Below are 17660 nucleotides of genomic sequence, written 5' to 3'. Positions count from 1 at the left end.
CGATACGACGACGCGCCGTCAACCAGGGTTGACGGCGCGTCAGAGCGAGAAGCGACGAGACGACCGTTATTGGTCAGTGCATCGGCGCCGAGTTGCGCGCGTCGCGCGACGCGGACGTCGAATTGCCGTGGGCCCGTTCCCAGGCATTCTTCGCTAGCAACGCCAGCATGGCGATCACAGCCGGCATGGCCAGCAGCGAGAACGTCGATGCGAACCCCATGTGACGGCGCATCAGTTCCGCGCCCAGCAACGCACCCGCAATCCCGCCGAAGCGCCCCACACCGAGCATCCACGCCACGCCCGTGGCGCGGCCGTGCGTCGGATAGAACATTGCAGCCAACGACGGCATCGACGACTGCGCACCGTTCATCGCCGTGCCTGCCAGGAAAATCAGCACGACCAGCGCGCCGATGTTGCCCATCGCCTGCCCCACCGCATACACCAGCACGGCCGTGAGCGCGTAGCCTACGGCGACCACTTTCTGCGCGTTGAACTTGTCCATGCACCAGCCCGACAGAATCGTGCCGATGCCGCCGCCCAGCGGGAACAGGGCCGTGATCAGCGCAGCCCGTTCGATGGTGAACCCGGCATCCTTGAACAGCAGCGGCATCCAGCTCGTGAGCAGATAGAAGATGACGAGTCCCATGAAGTAGGTCACCCACAGCATCAGCGAACCGAAGCCATATTGCTTCGAGAGCACGACACCGATGGCGGAACCGGCCCGCTTCGGGGCCGCTTCATTGACCGTAAAGGTGCCGACGTCATCGAGCGACTCGCCCGAAATCCGCGACAGGATGCGGCGCACCCGCTCGATCGGCTTTTGACGCACCACGAGAAACTTGACGGACTCCGGCAGGCAAAGCATCAGCAGCACCGACAGCACCAGCGGCAGCACGCCGCCGAGCACCAGCACGCTATGCCAGCCAAAGTGCGGAATCACCCACGAGGCAACGAATCCCCCCACCGACGCACCCAGCGGGAATCCGCAGAACATGGTGTTGACGATCACCGCGCGACGCGCTTCCGGCGCGTACTCGGAAATCAGCGTCACGGCATTTGGCATGGCCGCGCCGAGCCCCAGCCCTGTCAGAAAGCGCAGCGCCGTGAGCGTTTCGAGATCCTGAGCGAAAGCCGTCGCGAGACTTGCGATGCCGAAGAATACGACCGAGAGCACCAACAGCGTCTTGCGCCCGAGCTTGTCGGCGAGCGGCCCGGCGAAGATCGCCCCGCCCGCCAGACCGAAGAGCGCCGCAGAGAGCACCGGACCCAGCGAACCTCTGTCGATGTGCCACTGCTGCACCAGCGAAGGCGCAATGTAACCGATGGCCGCGGTATCGAAGCCGTCGATGGCGACGACGAAGAAGCACAGGATCAACGCCACCCACTGATAGCCGGAAAACCGGTGTGCGTTGATATAGGTGGGCACATCCACCGTTCTCGTCTGATGCATGAAACTGTCTCCTCGGGGCGTGGCCGCCCCGGTTGTCGTCCCGTCATTATTTTGGATTTCGCCGCCACCGATGCGCGTCCGGTGCCATGGCGTGGCGCGCTTGTCGGTCGGCTTGATTCGACGGATTTGCGGCGTCGATTTTGTGCCGCTACTGTAAGGCCTTCCAGTGGTCGTCAAAATGATCTTTCGTCAGATCATCCATAACGGCCGGTTATACGCGCGAGCAGGCGAGCACTGGCGCCCGCGCGCCGATGCCCCGCCCTGCGCCTCAGGCAAGCGGCAGCCCGACATAATTCTCCGCGAGCATGAGCGATGCCGCGCGCGAACTGACAACGTACTCCAGTTCCGAGCGCTGCATCTGTTGCTCGAACGGCGTGGCGTCGTCGAGGCGGTGCATCATGCGCGTCATCCAGTACGAGAAGTGCTCCGCGCGCCAGATCCGCTTGAGCGCCGCCTCCGAATATCCGTGCAAACCGGCTTCATTATCGCGATGGAAGAAATCGTCGAGCGCGCGCGCCAGACGCCACACGTCGGCCACGGCCAGATTCATGCCCTTGGCGCCAGTCGGCGGCACGATATGCGCCGAGTCGCCCGCCAGGAACAAGCGACCGTACTGCATCGGCGTGGCGACGAAGCTTCGCATCGCGATCACGCTCTTCTGGAAGATCGGCCCCTCCTTGAGGCGCCAGCCATCGTCGCTTTCCGTGCGCATGTGCAGCTCTTGCCAGATACGCTCGTCGCTCCACGTCTCGGCGCGCTCGCTCGGATCGCATTGGAAGTACATGCGCTGCACCGTCGGGGAGCGCGTGCTGATCAACGCGAAGCCGCGCTCGTGTGCCGCGTAGATCAGTTCGTCGGACGACGGCGGCGCCTTCACCAGCACACCGAACCAGCCGAACGGATACACGCGCTGATATTCCTTGCGCACCGAGGCGGGCATGGCCGGGCGGCACACCCCGTGGAAGCCGTCGCAGCCCGCGATAAAGTCGCACGTCAGCCGTCGCACCTGGCCGTCCACTGTGAATTGCACGCTCGGTTTCGTGCTATCGATGTCATGCACCGAGACGTCCGACACGTCGAACAGAATGTCGCCCTGCACCGCTTCGCGCGCTGCGATCAGATCCTTGATGACTTCGTGCTGCGCATAGACCGTAATGGCGCGGCCGGTCAGTTCGGTCAGCGCAATGCGATGACGCTGGCCGCCGAATGCCAGCTCGATACCGTGATGCAGCGCACCTTCGCGACGCATGCGCTCGCCCACGCCCGTCTCGTTGAGAATATCCATCGTGCCCTGCTCCAGCACACCGGCGCGAATGGTCGATTCCACGGCAGCGCGCGTGCGCGATTCGAGCACGATCGATTCGATGCCTTGCAGATGCAGCAGATGGGAAAGCAGCAGTCCGGCCGGACCGGCACCGACGATGACGACGGGGTAATGGGTTCGCATGCGTTGTCTCCTGTAGTGGCATTGCCCGTGCCTGGCACACCCGTGCCGGGGCATCTCGCGACGGGTCGACGGCCTGCATGCGGCTTGCATTTCTCTGCTGCCTTGCGCTTGCTGCACCGAATTGGGACTACGCGTAAACGAGCATCCCTGAACCGATGGACACGCCTTGTCACGAGGGGCGAATGCGTCATATCTTATGGACCGCACGCGTCGAGTTGAATGGATGAATCGACGCCTTTCTTGTACTTTTTCGACAACTTCGACCAAGGGAAAACCAGTATGTCAGGCGCGTCACCCCGGCTGCGCGCGGCGCGCGAGGCGATTCCGGAATTCTCGCTGTATGGTGAATTGACGGGCACCGACAGCGCCGATTTCGTCCATATCGAGTGGATTGAGACGCGCAGCCGCCTCTACGACTGGCATATCGACACGCACCGGCATCTGGGACTGTTCCAGGTGCTGGCGATCTTCGAAGGCGCGGTGGAGGCGAACGTCGACGACGCCACGTGGGAGGTGCAAGGCCCGGCCGTCATCACGGTGCATCCGTCGGCCGTCCATAACTTCCGCTTCTCGCGCGGCGCGCACGGCTTCGTGTTGACGATGGCGCAGAGCGTGCCGTTCGATGCCGCGCTCGGCGCCGATGCCGACATGGCGTCGCTGCTGCGCAAGCCGTGGCTATTCCCGCTGGGCGACGCACCGCAAACGCGCGACCGTCTCCATACGTTGCTCGGTCTCATCATGGACGAGTTTTCACGCCCGCAACTCGGGCATGCGGAAATGGTGGGATGGCTCACGCGCAGCGTGCTGCTGCTGCTCGCGCGCCTGCATGCGCATCACGATTCGGCGACACGGGCCGGACGCACGGAGCTGGATTTGTTCGCGCGCTTTCGCGCCCTTGTCGAGACGCATTACACCGAGGCATGGGCTGTACCGGCCTACGCCGAACGACTGCACGTCACCGAGAGCAAGCTCAATCGGTTGTGCCGTCGCATCGCGGGAAAATCGGCCTTCGATCTGGTGCAGGACCGATTGATGCTCGAAGCGCGCCGCAAGCTGATCTATATTCCCGCGCCGGTCTCGCACGTGGCTTACGAACTCGGATTCCAGGACCCGGCGTATTTCTGTCGCGTCTTCAAACGGCATGTCGGCGTCACACCGTCGGCGTTCCGCCGCAACGCGCAACATGCCCACTTGGGCGACGCCTCATAACCTGATGCCCCGGGGGGCGGGCCTTCCCTGTTGAAGGCCCGCCCCCCGGCGACGCACCGATTCGCAGATTCCCCGATGCGTCGGCGCTCAGTGCTTACGCATTGGCCGGCGTCGGCACGCGCAGGAAGCTCAAGAGCGCCTCAGTCACGGCCGGGGCACACTCGATATTGGAGAGATGCGCGCCCGGCACGACGATCTGCTGCGCGCCAGGAATCCGTTCGAGCATCGCGCTCGACATCGCGGGCGGCGTTGCGAGGTCCCCCGCGCCGGTCACGATCAATGTCGGCGCGGTGATCGACGCAATCTCGTCGAGCTGATTCATATCGCGCACGGCAGCGCAGGCGGCCGCGTAGCCCTGCGGCGACAGCGAGCGGAACATCGCCTTCATGCGCTCGATCAACGCCGGCTCCTGCTCCGCGAATGCGGGCGTAAACCAGCGCGACACCACGGCGTCGGCGACGGCAGCCATACCATCGGCCAGCACCGTGCGAATGCGCGCATTCCAGCCGTCTTCGCCGCCGATGTGCGCCGAAGAGCAAACGATAGCGAGACGCTCGATACGCTGTGGTGCGTGAATTCCCAGCCACATGCCCGTCATGCCGCCCATCGACACCCCCGCCACGCTCGCACGCTCGATATGCAGCGCGTCGAGCAGCCCGATCACGTCACGTCCCAATTGGTCGATGACGTAAGGGCCCGGCGTGACGGACGAGCCGCCATGTCCGCGCGCGTCGTAACGGACCACCCGGAATTCACGGGCGAGCGCCGGCACCTGCGGCGCCCACATCTCGAGCGTCGTGCCCAGCGAATTGGACAGCACCAACGCCGGTGCGCGGTCGTCGCCGTCGATCGCCACGCGCAGCGTAGCGTCGCCCACCTCGATAAGACGTTCCGTCGTCATTCGTTTCGGCTCCTCAGCGTTGTGCGGCGTCGCGCGCACGGGTCGTCGAACCGGGCTCGGCGGCTTCCATCTCCGCGAAGATCGTCTCGGCGTCGTGGATCGCCTGATTGGCGGCAGGCAGGCCGCAATACAGGGCAGCGTGTATGAACAGCTCCTTCATTTCCTCGCGCGTCACGCCGTTGTTGAACGCGGCGCGCACGTGCATGCGAAACTCGTCGCCGCGATTCAAGGCGATGAGCAGCGAGAGCGTCACCATGCTGCGCATATGGCGCGTGAGACCCGGACGCGTCCAGACATCGCCCCAGGCGAAGCGTGTGATGAAGTTCTGGAAGTCGTCGTTGAATTCGTTGCGGCGTGTGAGGGTGCGATCCACGTGCGCGTCACCGAGGACGGCGCGGCGCACCTGCATGCCGTTGTCGTAGCGTTCCTGATCGTTCATGTTGATTTCCTGCCGGGTTGTGAGGGTGTCACGGCGGCGTCGGCAAGCGCGAGAACTCGGCCCACAAACGTCTCGGCAGCACCCAGATAATGTTGCGGGTCCGTCAGTCGCTCGAGCGTTGCAATGCCGAGGCTGCGGGTAATGTCATCGTCTTCGCGCAGGATGTCGAGCAAAGGACGGTGCTGCGCGAGCGCACTGCGGCAATGTGCTTCGACACGCCGATGGGCTTCGAGACGCCCCATCGTTTCGCCCAACGCCATCGTCACGGCCTCGGCCATGATGAGGCCGTGCGTGATGTCGAGGTTTGCCCGCATGCGCGCCGTGTCGACCGTCCAGTCTTGCACGAGCGTGCGCGCGGTGGCCAGCGCACCACCGCACAGCATGAGCAGTTCGGGCAGCGTTTCCCACTCGGCGTGCCACGTGCCCAAACCGCGTTCGTGATCCTGCTGCATCGCAACGAACAACGTGGCGGCCAGTTGCGGCGTGCGGGTGGCCGCCGCGAGCATTGCCGCACAGCCAACCGGATTGCGCTTGTGCGGCATGGTCGACGAACCACCACGCCCGGGACCGGAGGCTTCGGCAATTTCGCCGACTTCGGTTTGCGTCAGCATCGCCGTGTCGCGCGCGAACTTGCCCAGCGAGCCCGTCAGCGACGCCGCCCAACTTCCCACGCGCACGATGCGATCGCGCTGGCCGTGCCACGGCGTGATCGCCTCCGACAGCCCCAGGTGACGCGCCAGCGCTGCGGCGACCACCGGGCCCAGCGTGCCGAGCGACGCCAACGTGCCGGCAGCCCCGCCGAACTGCGCGCACAGCACCTGCCCACGCACGTTCGCGAGATCGGCGCGCGCGCGCAACAAAGCGTCGAGCGTACCCGCAAGCTTGAGGCCGAACGTAATCGGCAAAGCGTGTTGCAGCCACGTGCGGCCGACCATGACGGTCGCACGATGCTGCCGAACTTGCACCGCGAGTTCGGCGATGAGGCCGTCGAGGTCGGCGCCAAGGTCGTCGAGCGCGCCACGCACCTGCAGGATGAGTCCGGTGTCGATGGCATCCTGACTGGTCGCGCCCCAATGCACGAAGCGCGCGGCATCGGCATCGAGCGCTTTTACACGCGCTGTCAGTTGCTTGACCAAGGGAATCGCGAGGTTGCCCGCGCCAGCCGCGGCGTCTCGCAGGGCGGGCCAGTCGAGATCGCCGGCCCGCGCGGCGGCGGCGATCGGGGCGACAGCGGCGGCCGGGATCAGGCCGGCCTCGGCCTCGGCGGCAGCCAGCGCCGCTTCGAAGTCCAGCATGCCCTGCAGCGTGGCGTCGCGCGAGAAACGCGCTGTCACGGCAGCGCCGCGCAGCAAAGAGTCAAGCAGTTCCGTCATCGGAGCGTCGAGAGTGATTAGGGTTGGGTCAGGCCGGGTCGCCCTGTTCCGTTGCAAAAAGGCGGAGACGGCCGCGGGCTGTCAGCACTTTCATGCCGACAGCCCGAAGCCGCGCCAGTGTCAGCCTTGCATGACCAGCATCAAAGGTCGAGGAAAACCGTCTCCTCGTCGCCCTGCATGCGGATGTCGAACCGGTACGACACACGCCCGCCGCTCACCTCGCGGCGTGCGATCAGCGTGTGGCGACGCTCGGCCGGCACTTGTTGCAGCACGGGGTCGAGCGCATTGGCCGCGGCCTCGTCGTCGAAATAGATACGCGTAAACAGATGATTGAGCAAGCCCCGCATCGTCAGAATCACATCGATGCGCGGTGCCTCGCCGGGCGCGGCCGCGCCCGGCTTGATCGTGTCGAAGACAAAACAGTGCTCGGCGTGGGTGCCGGTGCCGCAGCGGCCCGTGCCGGCAAAGCCGGTGCGCTCGATGTCCTCGGCGCTCTGCACGTAGCGCCCAGCGGCATCGGCCTGCACGACCTCGATCAACGCGTCGTTGATCGGTTGACCGGCGCCGTCGAGCACCTGTCCGATCACGCGGATGGCCTCACCTTCGGCACGATCGAGCGCCACCACGGGGGTGAAAGCGCTCTTGAAGTCGTAACGGTACTGCTCCGGCGACAGGCCATAAGCGAAGTACGGGCCGACGGTCTGCGACGGCGTTTGCTGATAATCGGACATGACTCAGGACTCCATCGGCGTTTGGTCGGCACCGCGCAGGACGATGTCGAATTCGTAACCCAGTGCGTACTCGGGCTCGGTGATATCCATCGAGAAGCGCGCAATCAGACGGTCGCGGGCATGCGCCGGCGTGGCCTGAAAAATCGGATCGTAGCCGAGCAGCGGATCGCCCGGGAAGTACATCTGCGTGACCAGCCGGGTCGCGAAATACTCACCGAACACCGAGAAGTGCAGATGCTGCGGACGCCACGCGTTGTGGTGGTTCTTCCACGGGTAAGCGCCTGGCTTGATGGTCAGGAATTTGTAACGGCCCTGCGCGTCGGTCAGCGCGCGGCCGGCACCGAGAAAGTTCGGGTCCAGCGGGGCGTCGTGCTGGTCGACTTTGTGCACGTAGCGGCCGCATGCATTGGCCTGCCACAGCTCGACAAGCGTGTTCGGCACCGGACGACCGCCTTCGTCAAGCACGCGGCCCGTGACGATCATGCGCTCGCCAAGCGGCTCGCCGTTGCGCACTGCATTGCGCGTCAGGTCGCTATCGAGCGCCCCGACGATTCCGTGACCGTAGACCGGCGAACGCAGGTTCGCGAGGTTCTGCTTGACGGGCACGAGCAGTTGCTTGGGGCCGCGCAGCGCCGTGGACTTATACCCGCTGTCGATCAGCTTGGGATGCGAATCCCAGTCGCGGGGGCGCAGGACGGTCGTCGAATTCGACATGGTCTCACTCCATTTTGTGTTGACGAATCTGGCTTGCCGCCAGCTGGTTTTCGACACTATATCCATAATCAATGGATATATTTATTGACATTTTCTTAGGTTTTTCATAACTTTTCGGCATGGAAAGACATCGACTCGACGGACGCATCAAGCTGCGCCATCTGCAATGCCTGCTGGCGGTTGCCCAACACGGCAGCCTGCAGCGTGCCGCGGAAGCCCTGTCCATTACGCAACCGGCCGTCAGCAAGACGATTGCCGAACTCGAAGGCCTGCTGGGCGTGCGTCTGTTCGAGCGCGGGCGCAATGGCGCGCGCCCCACCGCACAGGCCGAACTGTTTCTGCGGCATGCGGGCGCAAGCGTGAGTGCACTGCGTCAGGGCATCGACGTGCTCTCTCGCGCCAACGGCCAGACGGGCGGCGTGATCGAGATCGCCGTATTGCCCACCCTGGCGGCCGCCATGATGCCCAGCGTGCTCGAAACGTTCCGGCGCGAATGGCCGGGCATCGTCGTGCAAGTCCACACCGGCGCCAATCAACAGTTGCTCACGCAGTTGAAGTCCGGACAGGTCACGCTGGCGCTCGGCCGGATGTCGGACCCCGAGGGCATGGCGGGCCTCACCTTCGAGCACCTGTGCGCAACCCCGTTGAGCGTGGTGGTGCGTGCGTCGCATCCGCTCGTTCAGCAGCGTAGCGTGTCGATGGCCGACATTGCGCGCTATCACGTGGTGCTGCCGCCGAACGGCACAATCCTGCGGCATACCGCCGACGGCTTCTTGCGCGCGCATGGCGTGGGCATGCTCGACGACTATTCCGAGCTGCTCTCGATGTCGCTCGCGCGCGCGATGACCTTGCGCGACGATGTCATCTGGATCGCCTCCGAAATCACCGTGCAGGACGACCTTGCCGATGGCGTGCTGTGTGCTTTGCCGTTCGCGACGAAGGGCACCGAGGAGTCCATCGGCATTCTGTGGCGCAACGACACCGTCCCGACGCCGCCGGAACAAACGCTCATCAGCGCCATGCGCGAAGCGGCACGCGTGCGCTACGGCACACCGGGCGTACGCTGACCACAGCACGGCGCGACCGTTCACGCCCGCCGCCCGCCGCCCGTCACGCCGCCGACGCGATGTTCTGCTGCGTGTCCGCAAGCCCGAGCATGCGCACTGCGTTGTCCTTGAGCACAAGCGGTTTGACCTCGTCGCGAAACCCCGCCGTCTCGAAGTCGCGCAACCACCGGTCCGGCGCGATGAGCGGAAAATCCGAGCCGAACAGCATCTTCTCGCGCAGCAGCGAATTCGCGTATTGCATCAGCTCCGGCGAAAAATACTTGGGCGACCACCCCGACAGATCGATGTAGACGTTCGGCTTGTGCAGCGCGATGGACAGGGCTTGCGATTGCCACGGCCACGACGGGTGTGCGATCACGATGTTCATGTCCGGGAAGTCGGTCGCCACGTCGTCGAGATGGATCGGCTCCGAGAACTTGAGCCGCAACCCGCCGCCGCCGGGCATGCCTGAGCCGATACCGGAATGACCGCTATGAAAGACCGCAGTGAGCTGGTATTCGGCAATCAGCTCGTACATCGGGTAGGCCATGCGGTCGTTGGCGAAGAATCCCTGCATGGTGGGATGGAACTTGAAGCCGCGCACGCCGAATTCCTCGACGAGCCGCCTCGCCTCGCGCACGCCCATGCGTCCCTTGTGCGGATCGATGCTCGCAAATGCGATCATGATGTCCGCGTTCTCCTGCGCGAAGCCCGCGATCTCCTCGTTCGGAATACGGCGACGCCCGATGTTCGCCTCGCAATCGACGGTAAACATCACGAAGCCGATATTGCGCGCGCGGTAATGCTCGATGGTCTCGGGAATCGTGGGGCGGCGATTCTGCTTGAGCACCGTGCCGAAATATTTATCGGCCGCGTCGTCGAACGCCTTGCCGAACAGGTCCGGTGGCTCACAGCACGACACTTCCGCATGCACGTGCGTATCGATGGCGATGAGCTTGTCGAGATTCATTCGGCGGTCTCCGGGTCACGGATTTGCGCAGCGACGATCGCCATCGCACGACGCGTCTCCGGCAGGCTGAACTTCAACCAATAGCGCGCCGCGCGGCGTTTCCCATCGGCGACGGGCCCTTGGACGCGGTGCGCCGCCAGCGCCGCCTGCGCCCAGAGGCCTGCCATCGACAAGCCGTGCACCACGCGCATCACCTCGCCCGCGACACACAATGCCGCGCGGGGCGATGTTCGCGCCAACGCGATGACCGACGGCATCAGCAACGTCCACTCGTCGAGCACCGTCAGCGCGGCGTCGAAGCCATCGCGCGTGTCGACGACGATGCGCGCCTCGCTCACCTGCGCACGCGCCCACGTCAGCCATTGCGACAACGTGGCGCCGTCGTCCTTGACGACCTTGCGCAGCATCAGGTCGATGGCCTGAATTTCATTGGTCCCTTCATAGATCATCGGGATACGCGCGTCGCGCAGAAACTGCGAGATGCCGGTCTCTTCGACATAACCGTAGCCCCCGAAAACCTGTAACGCATCGCTGGCGCCCAGAAACGCCTGCTCGGTGAGCATCGCCTTGACCACCGGGGTGAGCAGCGCCGCCAGCGCATCGGCCTGCACGCGCGCCTGCGGCGTGTCGGCATGGTGAGCCTCATCGATGGCGAGCGCCGCGCGATACAACAACAGTCGCGCGCCCTCGACCGCCACGCGCTGCCCCTCGAGCAAGCGCCACACCGCCGGATGCCCGGCGATGGGCACGCCGGCATCGGCCCCCGGCACGCGCGATTGCACACGCTCAAGGGCATGTCGAACCGACATATCGTAGGCGCTCTGCGCCAGCCCAACGCCGGACGCCCCCACATGCAGCCGCGCCGAGTTCATCATCGCGAACATCGCCTCGAGTCCGCGATGCGGTGCACCGATGAGGTAACCGGTCGCGCCCTCGAACGCCATCGAGCACGTCGCGCTCCCGCGAATCCCCATCTTGTGCTCAATGCCCGTACAACGCACGGCATTGCGCTCGCCATGCGCAAGCACCTTGGGGACAAGAAAGAGTGACAACCCGCCGCTGCCCGGCGGGGCATCCGGCGTGCGCGCAAGCACGAGATGAACGATGTTCGGGGTGAGATCCTGCTCGCCGCCCGAGATGAAAATCTTCTCGCCGGTCACTCGCACCGTCTCGCGCGCCCCGTCGATCCATTCGGCGCGCGTGCGAATCTGCCCGAGGTCGCTGCCGGCGCCCGGTTCCGTCAACGCCATCGTGGCGAGCCATTCACCGCTGACCAGCGGCCCCAGCCACGCATCGCGCAGTGCGGCGCTGCCGAATCGGTGCACGCATTCATACGCGCCATGCAGAATGCCTGGGTACATCGTCCAGGCGAGATTCGCGCCGGCCGTGAGTTCCTGCACGGCCACCTGCACCACGACAGGCAACCCCTGTCCGCCCAATGACGGATCGCACGGCAGCGACGGCCAACCGGCGTTGCAATACTGGCGATAGGCATCGGCGAAGCCGCTGGGCGTGCGCACCTCGCCGTCGCGCCAGGTGCAACCTTCGCGGTCCCCCACAGCGTTGAGCGGCGCAAGCACTTCACGGGCGAAACGGGCGGCTTCGTCGACGACTTGCACGAGTGTGGCCGTGTCGAATTCACGAAACGGGGCGAGGCGTGTCAACGCGTCGCCCACGCCGAGCGTGTTCAGCACGAACGCGATGTCTTCGGCCGCGCCAAGCGATTGCGGGTACATCATGTCAGCGCCTTGCGGGTGCGAGGATGACGCGCGGGTCGCCCGCCTGCGCGGCATGCAACGCATCGACGGTCACGGCACGTTGGTCCTGCACCGCGCGCTGGTTGATCGATCCCTTGTCGGTGACTTCGCCCCGGTCGAGCGAGGGCGGAGTGTCGAGCAGCATGAGTCGCGCAACATACGTGGCGCTTCCCCCGGCGCTCGCATTCAGTCGTGCGAGCAGTGCCGAGAACGCTTCACGCACGGGACCGCTCACCAGCACGTCGCTCAGCGGCGCGTGTGACGGCAAACCGCTCAAGCGCCGGCAATCCTCGACGCGCGGGAAGACCATCAATCCGATATCGTCGCGATTGATGCCGGTGACAACCGCGTCCTGCACATAGGGCGCCCCTTCCGAAATCACGCGAGCCCGCAATGGCCCCACGCTCACGAATGTGCCTGAACTGAGCTTGAAATCTTCGGTGATGCGTCCGTCGAATTGCAGACCAACCTCCGGGTGCTGCGCGTCGACAAATGTGGCGGCATCCCCTGTGCAGTAGTAGCCCTCGTCGTCGAACACGGGATCGCCCGACGGGTGACGCCAATAGCCGGCCATGACGTTCGGTCCGCGAAAGCGCACTTCGAGCTTGCCGCCGACTGGGGCGAGCTTCACTTCGCAGCCGGGCGCGGGCAAGCCGATGTAGCCCGCACGCATGATCGGCCCGGTGGTGAACATGCAACTCGGCGACGTCTCGGTCATCCCCAACCCCGACATGATCCGGATACGCTCGCCGCAATGCGCCTCGGTCACGCGTTCAAGCCGGTCCCAGGCCGCCTGGGACAGCCCGGCACCGCCGAAGAAGTAGAGATTCACACGGGCGAAGAAGCGCTCGCGCAGGGCCGCGTCGTTTTCGAGGGCGATGGCGAGATCCTCCCATCCCTTCGGCACATTGAAATACACGGTCGGAGAGATCTCGCGCAGATTGCGCAACGTTTCCTCGAACTTGCCTGCGACCGGCTTGCCGTCGTCGATGTAGAGCGTGCCGCCGTTGTAGAGCGCGATGCCGACGTTGTGACTGCCGCCATACGTATGATTCCAAGGCAACCAGTCGACCAGCACGGGCGGCGCCTCGCCGAAGGTCGGGAACGTTTGCAGCAGCATCTGTTGATTGCTGCACAGCATGCGCTGGGTGGTCGGCACGGCCTTCGGCAGACGGGTTGAGCCGGACGTGAAGAGGATCTTGGCGATGGTGTCGCCGTTGACTTGCGCGTGAATGGCGTCGATGTCGCGCGGCACGGTATCGCGCAGCGCATCGAAGGCCAGCGTGCCCCCGTCGCCGCGCGCGGTGACGCGGACCACATTGTCGTCAAGCACGGCGTCCATGGCGCGACCGTAGGTGCCCGCATCCGTCGCGTACACCAGCCCCGGCTGCAGCAATTCCAGCGTATGACGCAGCTTCCCGAAGTCCGTCGACACGATCGAATACGCCGGCGAGATCGGCGCGAACGGCACCCCGGCGTACATCGCGCCGAGCGCGAGTTCAAAGTGTTCCAGATCGTTGCCGGAGAGGATCGCGATGGGACGTTGCGGCGACATTCCGCGATCACGCAATGCCTGGCCGATCGCACGCGCACGCTGCAGCATCTGCGCATACGTGATGCCGATCCATTGACCGTCGGGGCCGCGACGCGCTACGAGCCACCGTTCCGGGTGCCGTGCCGCGCCGGAGATGAGCCGGTCCGTGAGACGCGCCGGAAAATCGCCGAGCGGCTCACGCGAGCGCAGATACCAGCATTCGCCATCGAGAATCACGTCGACCCCCGGGTTGCCGATGGCGACCTGGCGATAGCGATGAGCCGCCACGTCGTGCGTGGCGGCGGTGTTGTTGCCTTGATTCAAAACACTGTCTCCTGCTTCGATCCCGCCGCGGCGCTCTCTCGGTAGCGTCCGCGCACGGGCACAGCCTCATCCTGCGAACGATCAGATCGGGTAATGGCGCGGCGTTGTCTGCACGGTGATCCAGCGCAGTTCCGTGAATTCGCCGATCGACGCCTTGCTGCCGAATCGGCCGTAGCCGCTGGACTTCACGCCGCCGAACGGCATCTGCGCTTCGTCGTGCACGGTCGGGCCATTGATGTGGCAAATTCCCGACTCGATGCGCTTGGCCAATTGCAGCGCTCGCGATACGTCCCGGCTGAAGATCGCGGCCGACAAGCCAAATTCGCTATCGTTGGCCACTCGCACCGCCTCGTCATCGCCGCTTACACGCTGGATCGTCACCATCGGACCAAACGACTCCTCGCGGTACAGTCGCATCGCCGGGCTCACGCCATCGACGATCGTCGCCTGCATGATCGCACCGTCAACCCGGCACCCCAGCGGCAGATGCGCGCCATGCGTGCGAGCGTCCTCGACCAGCGCCGCCACGCGCGACGCCGCCTGCGCGCTCACCATCGCACCGAGCACACTGTCGGGCGACGTCGGCGACCCGGCGCGCAAGGTCGCCGCCTTCGCCGTGAGCTTTTCGACGAAGGCGTCCGCGATGCGCGCGTCGACGATCACTCGCTCGGTCGACATGCAGATCTGCCCTTGATTGAAGAACGCGCCGAACGCAATGCCGTCGACGGCGGCGTCCAGTTCGGCGTCGTCGAGCACGAGCACCGGGGCCTTGCCGCCCAACTCCAGCAGCGCCGGCTTGAGATGTTCCGCGGCGAGGCGCGCGATGATGCGACCCACGTGCGTCGAGCCGGTAAAGTTCACGCGCCTGACAGCCGGGTGCGCAATCAGTCGCGCCACGATCTCGCCGGCATCGTGCGGCGCGTTCGTCACGACGTTGACCACCCCGTCGCCCAGCCCCGCATCGTGCAGGCAGGCACCGATCAACGCATGCACGCCGGGGCATTGCTCCGACGCCTTGAGCACGACCGTGTTGCCGCACGCGAGCGGCATGGCAAGCGCGCGCGTCGCCAGAATCACCGGGGCATTCCACGGCGCGATGCCGAGGACCACGCCGACCGGCGAGCGCACTGCCATTGCAAGACTGCCAGGCACATCGCTCGGAATCACGCTGCCGTCGATTTGCGTGGTCATGGCCGCCGCTTCGCGCAGCATGTTGGCCGCGAGCATGACGTTGAAGCCATACCAATTGGCCATCGCGCCGGTCTCGGCGGCCCCGATGGCGATGAACTCCGCCGCGCGGGCGTCCATGCGCTCGGCGGCCGCAAGCAAGCGTTGCCGACGCGCCGTCGGCGACAGCGCCGCCCAGGCGGGAAAGGCCGCTTGCGCCGCGTCGACGGCCGCATCGGCATCCGCCAGCGTCGCGGCCGGTGCCCGTGTGGCAACTTCGCCCGTCACCGGATCGATGCGCTCGAACGTTGCCCCACCCTGCGCGCCGCGCCACTGCCCCCCGATCAGCATCTGCACTTCATGCATTGCGCTCTCCCTCTTTCCGGTCACCGATGAACGTTGCGCCTCAGCGCTTGTAAGCCTGCAGGCCCGGCTTGATCGCCTTGTCGTCGAGGAACTGCTTCAAGCCTTGCTCGCGGCCGTGTTCCGGGTCGCGCAGCTGGGCCTGATCGAGTTTCGCGTACAGATAGTCTTCGCACTGCTCCCACGTCAGCTCACGCGAACGCTTGAAACCATGCTTCGCAGCGCGCAGCACGACCGGATTCTTCTCCAGCAACTTGGCGGCCAGGGCCAGCGTGGCATCACGCAGTTGGTCGAGCGGCACACTCTGGTTCACCAGCCCCATGTCCGCCGCTTCCACGCCCGTGAACGTGTCGCCGGTCATGATGTAGTGCAGCGCGCGGCGATGTCCCACCGTGTCGGCCATGGCCTTGCTCACCAGATTGCCCGGCGGAATGCCCCAGTTGATTTCCGACAGACCGAACACTGCCTCGTCGGCAGCGATCGCCAAATCGCACGCCACCAGCGGCGAGAAGCCACCGCCGAAGCACCAGCCGTTGACCATGGCGATGGTCGGTTTGGCGTACATGCGCAGGCGGCGCCATTGCCAATCCGACGCGTCGCGGCGTACGCGCTCCTGCACGACTTCCGGCCCGCCATCGATCTCGCGGAAGTATTCCTTCAGATCCATGCCCGCCGTCCATGCCGCTCCCGCGCCCGTGAGCACGACAACGCGGGCATCGGCATCGAGCTCGAGCGCGTCGAGCACCTGGATCATTTCCGTGTTGAGCGTCGGGCTCATGGCATTGCGTTTCTCCGGGCGATTGAAGGTGACCCAGCCAATGCCCCCCTCCACCTTCACGTCGATCGTCTTCCAGCGTCCTTCGTATGCAGTCATTTTGCGCAATTCCCAAGTGTTCCGGGCAACCTGTGCCGCGCGCCGGGAGTGGCGCGCGGTGTTGCCGACAGACACATTTAATATCAGGTAACCTTACATTGCAAGCATCACGCTTTCAGTGAAAACCCTGATCTCGAAATATCAGAACGTATGACGCATGCCGAGCATCACACCGGCCTGGCCCTCGCCGGCGGGCGGCGTGGTGCCGCCGCCTCCGCCGCTGACCGAGTACGCTGCGTGGGCGCTGTTGAAGAGGTATGCCGCCTGCGCGTAGACCGCGGTGCGCACCGAGAGCGAGTAAGTGGCGCGCAGCGTGGTCATCGTGCCGCGCGTGTTGTGATCGCTGTTGACGATGCGGTAGACCTCGCCGTCCACCAGCCACGCCGGCGTAATGCTGTACGCCGCGCCCAGGTAGAACAGGTTGGTGTGCGTATTGATGGCGGACGTCGACACGCGACGGCCCAGCCAGCCGCCGCCGACCTTCAATGCGCCGTACTTGTAGTACGCGCCGAGGGTCGTGCGGGTGTCCTTGTCGCCGCTGCTGGCGAACACCGAGGTGGGTTGTCCGTCGAAGAAGTTGACCGCGGCGTTGGTGCCGCCGCGCAGTTCTTCGTATGATGTGGCGACGCCGAAGTTGTTCGCGTCGTACTTGAGCATTACCGACCAGTCACGGCATTGCACCGACTGCCCCGGCACCTGTCCGGCGCAAGTGCCCTGCCCCGGCGAATTGCCCGTACCCGCCGCGTCGCGGCCGAACGAGTACCCCGCGCCGAAGCTCAGCCCCTGCCAGCCGACCTGATACGTGACCGAGTTATCGGTGCGCGCATTGGGAACGTACGCATCGAACGAGCCCATGCCGTAAATATCGGGGCCAAGGATATCGGAGCCCAGCAGCGCGTAGAACGTCATGGTGTACTGGCGGCCAAACGACAGCGTGCCATACGGGCCCTTCACGCCCACGAAGGCCTGGCGGCCGAACAGGCGACCGCCCTGGCCAAGATCGCCGCCACGCAGGTTGAAGCCGCTCTCCAGTTGGAAGATCGCCGCGAGCCCGCCGCCGAGATCTTCCGTGCCGCGCAGACCCCAGCGCGACGGAAATTCGCCGGTCACACCCGGCATGCGCAACACGGCACCGTTCACACTGGCGTGCGAGACGTACTCGATTCCGGTGTCGACAATGCCGTACAGCGTGATATTCGATTGTGCGCTGGCGATACCGGGCGCCACCAGCGCGGCGGCCACGGTCAATGAAGCGAGCGCATGAGCGCGATGGGGAAATGCCATGGGTGTCTCCAAATAATTGATGTTGTTATCGGTGTAGGCAAACCAGGAACGGCAGACCTGCGCGGCCCTTGCGCAAG

At 65.1% G+C, this 17660-nt stretch carries 15 protein-coding genes; 2 read left to right on the top strand and 13 right to left on the bottom strand.

Annotated features, from left to right (window positions below):
• Positions 1 to 73 precede the first annotated feature (73 nt).
• Positions 74 to 1450: an MFS transporter gene (locus OYT13_RS04875; protein ID WP_017235258.1), complete on the bottom strand. Its 1377-nt coding sequence runs from the start codon at positions 1448 to 1450 to the stop codon at positions 74 to 76.
• A gap of 268 nt (positions 1451 to 1718) precedes the next feature.
• Positions 1719 to 2897, bottom strand: a complete 1179-nt coding sequence (gene pobA, locus OYT13_RS04870; RefSeq protein ID WP_261939147.1) for a 4-hydroxybenzoate 3-monooxygenase — start codon at positions 2895 to 2897, stop codon at positions 1719 to 1721.
• A 279-nt stretch (positions 2898 to 3176) separates the two neighbouring features.
• Here pobA and OYT13_RS04865 point away from each other — a divergent pair, with 279 nt between their 5' ends.
• Entirely contained in the window at positions 3177 to 4106 is a 930-nt protein-coding gene (locus OYT13_RS04865; RefSeq protein WP_051060325.1) for a helix-turn-helix domain-containing protein, read from the top strand.
• Between the two features lie 94 nt (positions 4107 to 4200).
• Here the strand turns inward: OYT13_RS04865 and pcaD are convergent, their stop codons facing one another.
• From pcaD to pcaH, 5 genes are all read right to left on the bottom strand, one after another.
• Positions 4201 to 5007 carry a 3-oxoadipate enol-lactonase gene (pcaD, locus tag OYT13_RS04860; protein WP_017235255.1) on the bottom strand — a complete coding sequence of 269 codons (807 nt, stop codon included), beginning with the start codon at positions 5005 to 5007 and terminating at the stop codon, positions 4201 to 4203.
• Positions 5008 to 5020: 13 nt separating this feature from the next.
• Entirely contained in the window at positions 5021 to 5446 is a 426-nt protein-coding gene (gene pcaC / locus OYT13_RS04855) for a 4-carboxymuconolactone decarboxylase (RefSeq protein WP_268567355.1), read from the bottom strand.
• Positions 5443 to 6819, bottom strand: coding sequence for a 3-carboxy-cis,cis-muconate cycloisomerase (locus OYT13_RS04850; RefSeq protein ID WP_268567354.1), 1377 nt, complete (start codon positions 6817 to 6819; stop codon positions 5443 to 5445). The genes pcaC and OYT13_RS04850 overlap by 4 nt, the downstream gene beginning before the upstream one ends.
• 140 nt (positions 6820 to 6959) lie before the next feature.
• The gene (pcaG, locus tag OYT13_RS04845; protein ID WP_268567353.1) at positions 6960 to 7550 is read right to left on the bottom strand and encodes a protocatechuate 3,4-dioxygenase subunit alpha; all 591 of its coding nucleotides are present in this window, start codon (positions 7548 to 7550) and stop codon (positions 6960 to 6962) included.
• A gap of 3 nt (positions 7551 to 7553) precedes the next feature.
• The gene (gene pcaH / locus OYT13_RS04840; RefSeq protein WP_017233227.1) at positions 7554 to 8264 is read right to left on the bottom strand and encodes a protocatechuate 3,4-dioxygenase subunit beta; all 711 of its coding nucleotides are present in this window, start codon (positions 8262 to 8264) and stop codon (positions 7554 to 7556) included.
• A gap of 119 nt (positions 8265 to 8383) precedes the next feature.
• Between pcaH and pcaQ the strand changes: the two genes are divergently transcribed.
• Positions 8384 to 9331, top strand: coding sequence for a pca operon transcription factor PcaQ (gene pcaQ / locus OYT13_RS04835; protein ID WP_261939151.1), 948 nt, complete (start codon positions 8384 to 8386; stop codon positions 9329 to 9331).
• A gap of 43 nt (positions 9332 to 9374) precedes the next feature.
• On the opposite strand, the gene OYT13_RS04830 is transcribed toward pcaQ, so the two are convergent.
• The 6 genes from OYT13_RS04830 to OYT13_RS04805 all read right to left on the bottom strand — a co-directional run bounded on the left by OYT13_RS04830 (position 9375) and on the right by OYT13_RS04805 (position 17583).
• Positions 9375 to 10280, bottom strand: coding sequence for an amidohydrolase family protein (locus OYT13_RS04830; protein ID WP_261939152.1), 906 nt, complete (start codon positions 10278 to 10280; stop codon positions 9375 to 9377).
• Positions 10277 to 12019 carry an acyl-CoA dehydrogenase family protein gene (locus tag OYT13_RS04825; RefSeq protein ID WP_261939153.1) on the bottom strand — a complete coding sequence of 581 codons (1743 nt, stop codon included), beginning with the start codon at positions 12017 to 12019 and terminating at the stop codon, positions 10277 to 10279. The genes OYT13_RS04830 and OYT13_RS04825 overlap by 4 nt, the downstream gene beginning before the upstream one ends.
• Before the next feature lies 1 nt (position 12020).
• Complete coding sequence (locus OYT13_RS04820) at positions 12021 to 13895, bottom strand: feruloyl-CoA synthase (protein WP_268567352.1); 1875 nt, start codon at positions 13893 to 13895, stop codon at positions 12021 to 12023.
• Positions 13896 to 13976: 81 nt separating this feature from the next.
• Positions 13977 to 15428, bottom strand: a complete 1452-nt coding sequence (locus OYT13_RS04815) for an aldehyde dehydrogenase (protein ID WP_268567351.1) — start codon at positions 15426 to 15428, stop codon at positions 13977 to 13979.
• Between the two features lie 40 nt (positions 15429 to 15468).
• Positions 15469 to 16299, bottom strand: coding sequence for a p-hydroxycinnamoyl CoA hydratase/lyase (locus OYT13_RS04810; RefSeq protein ID WP_017233221.1), 831 nt, complete (start codon positions 16297 to 16299; stop codon positions 15469 to 15471).
• Between the two features lie 141 nt (positions 16300 to 16440).
• The gene (locus OYT13_RS04805) at positions 16441 to 17583 is read right to left on the bottom strand and encodes a porin (RefSeq protein ID WP_017233220.1); all 1143 of its coding nucleotides are present in this window, start codon (positions 17581 to 17583) and stop codon (positions 16441 to 16443) included.
• Positions 17584 to 17660: the final 77 nt, after the last annotated feature.

The sequence above is a fragment of the Pandoraea sp. XJJ-1 genome, from assembly GCF_026802345.1.
GTDB lineage: Bacteria > Pseudomonadota > Gammaproteobacteria > Burkholderiales > Burkholderiaceae > Pandoraea > Pandoraea cepalis.
Note: the sequence above shows the minus strand (reverse complement) of the source record. Positions and strands in the feature narration are given on the sequence as shown.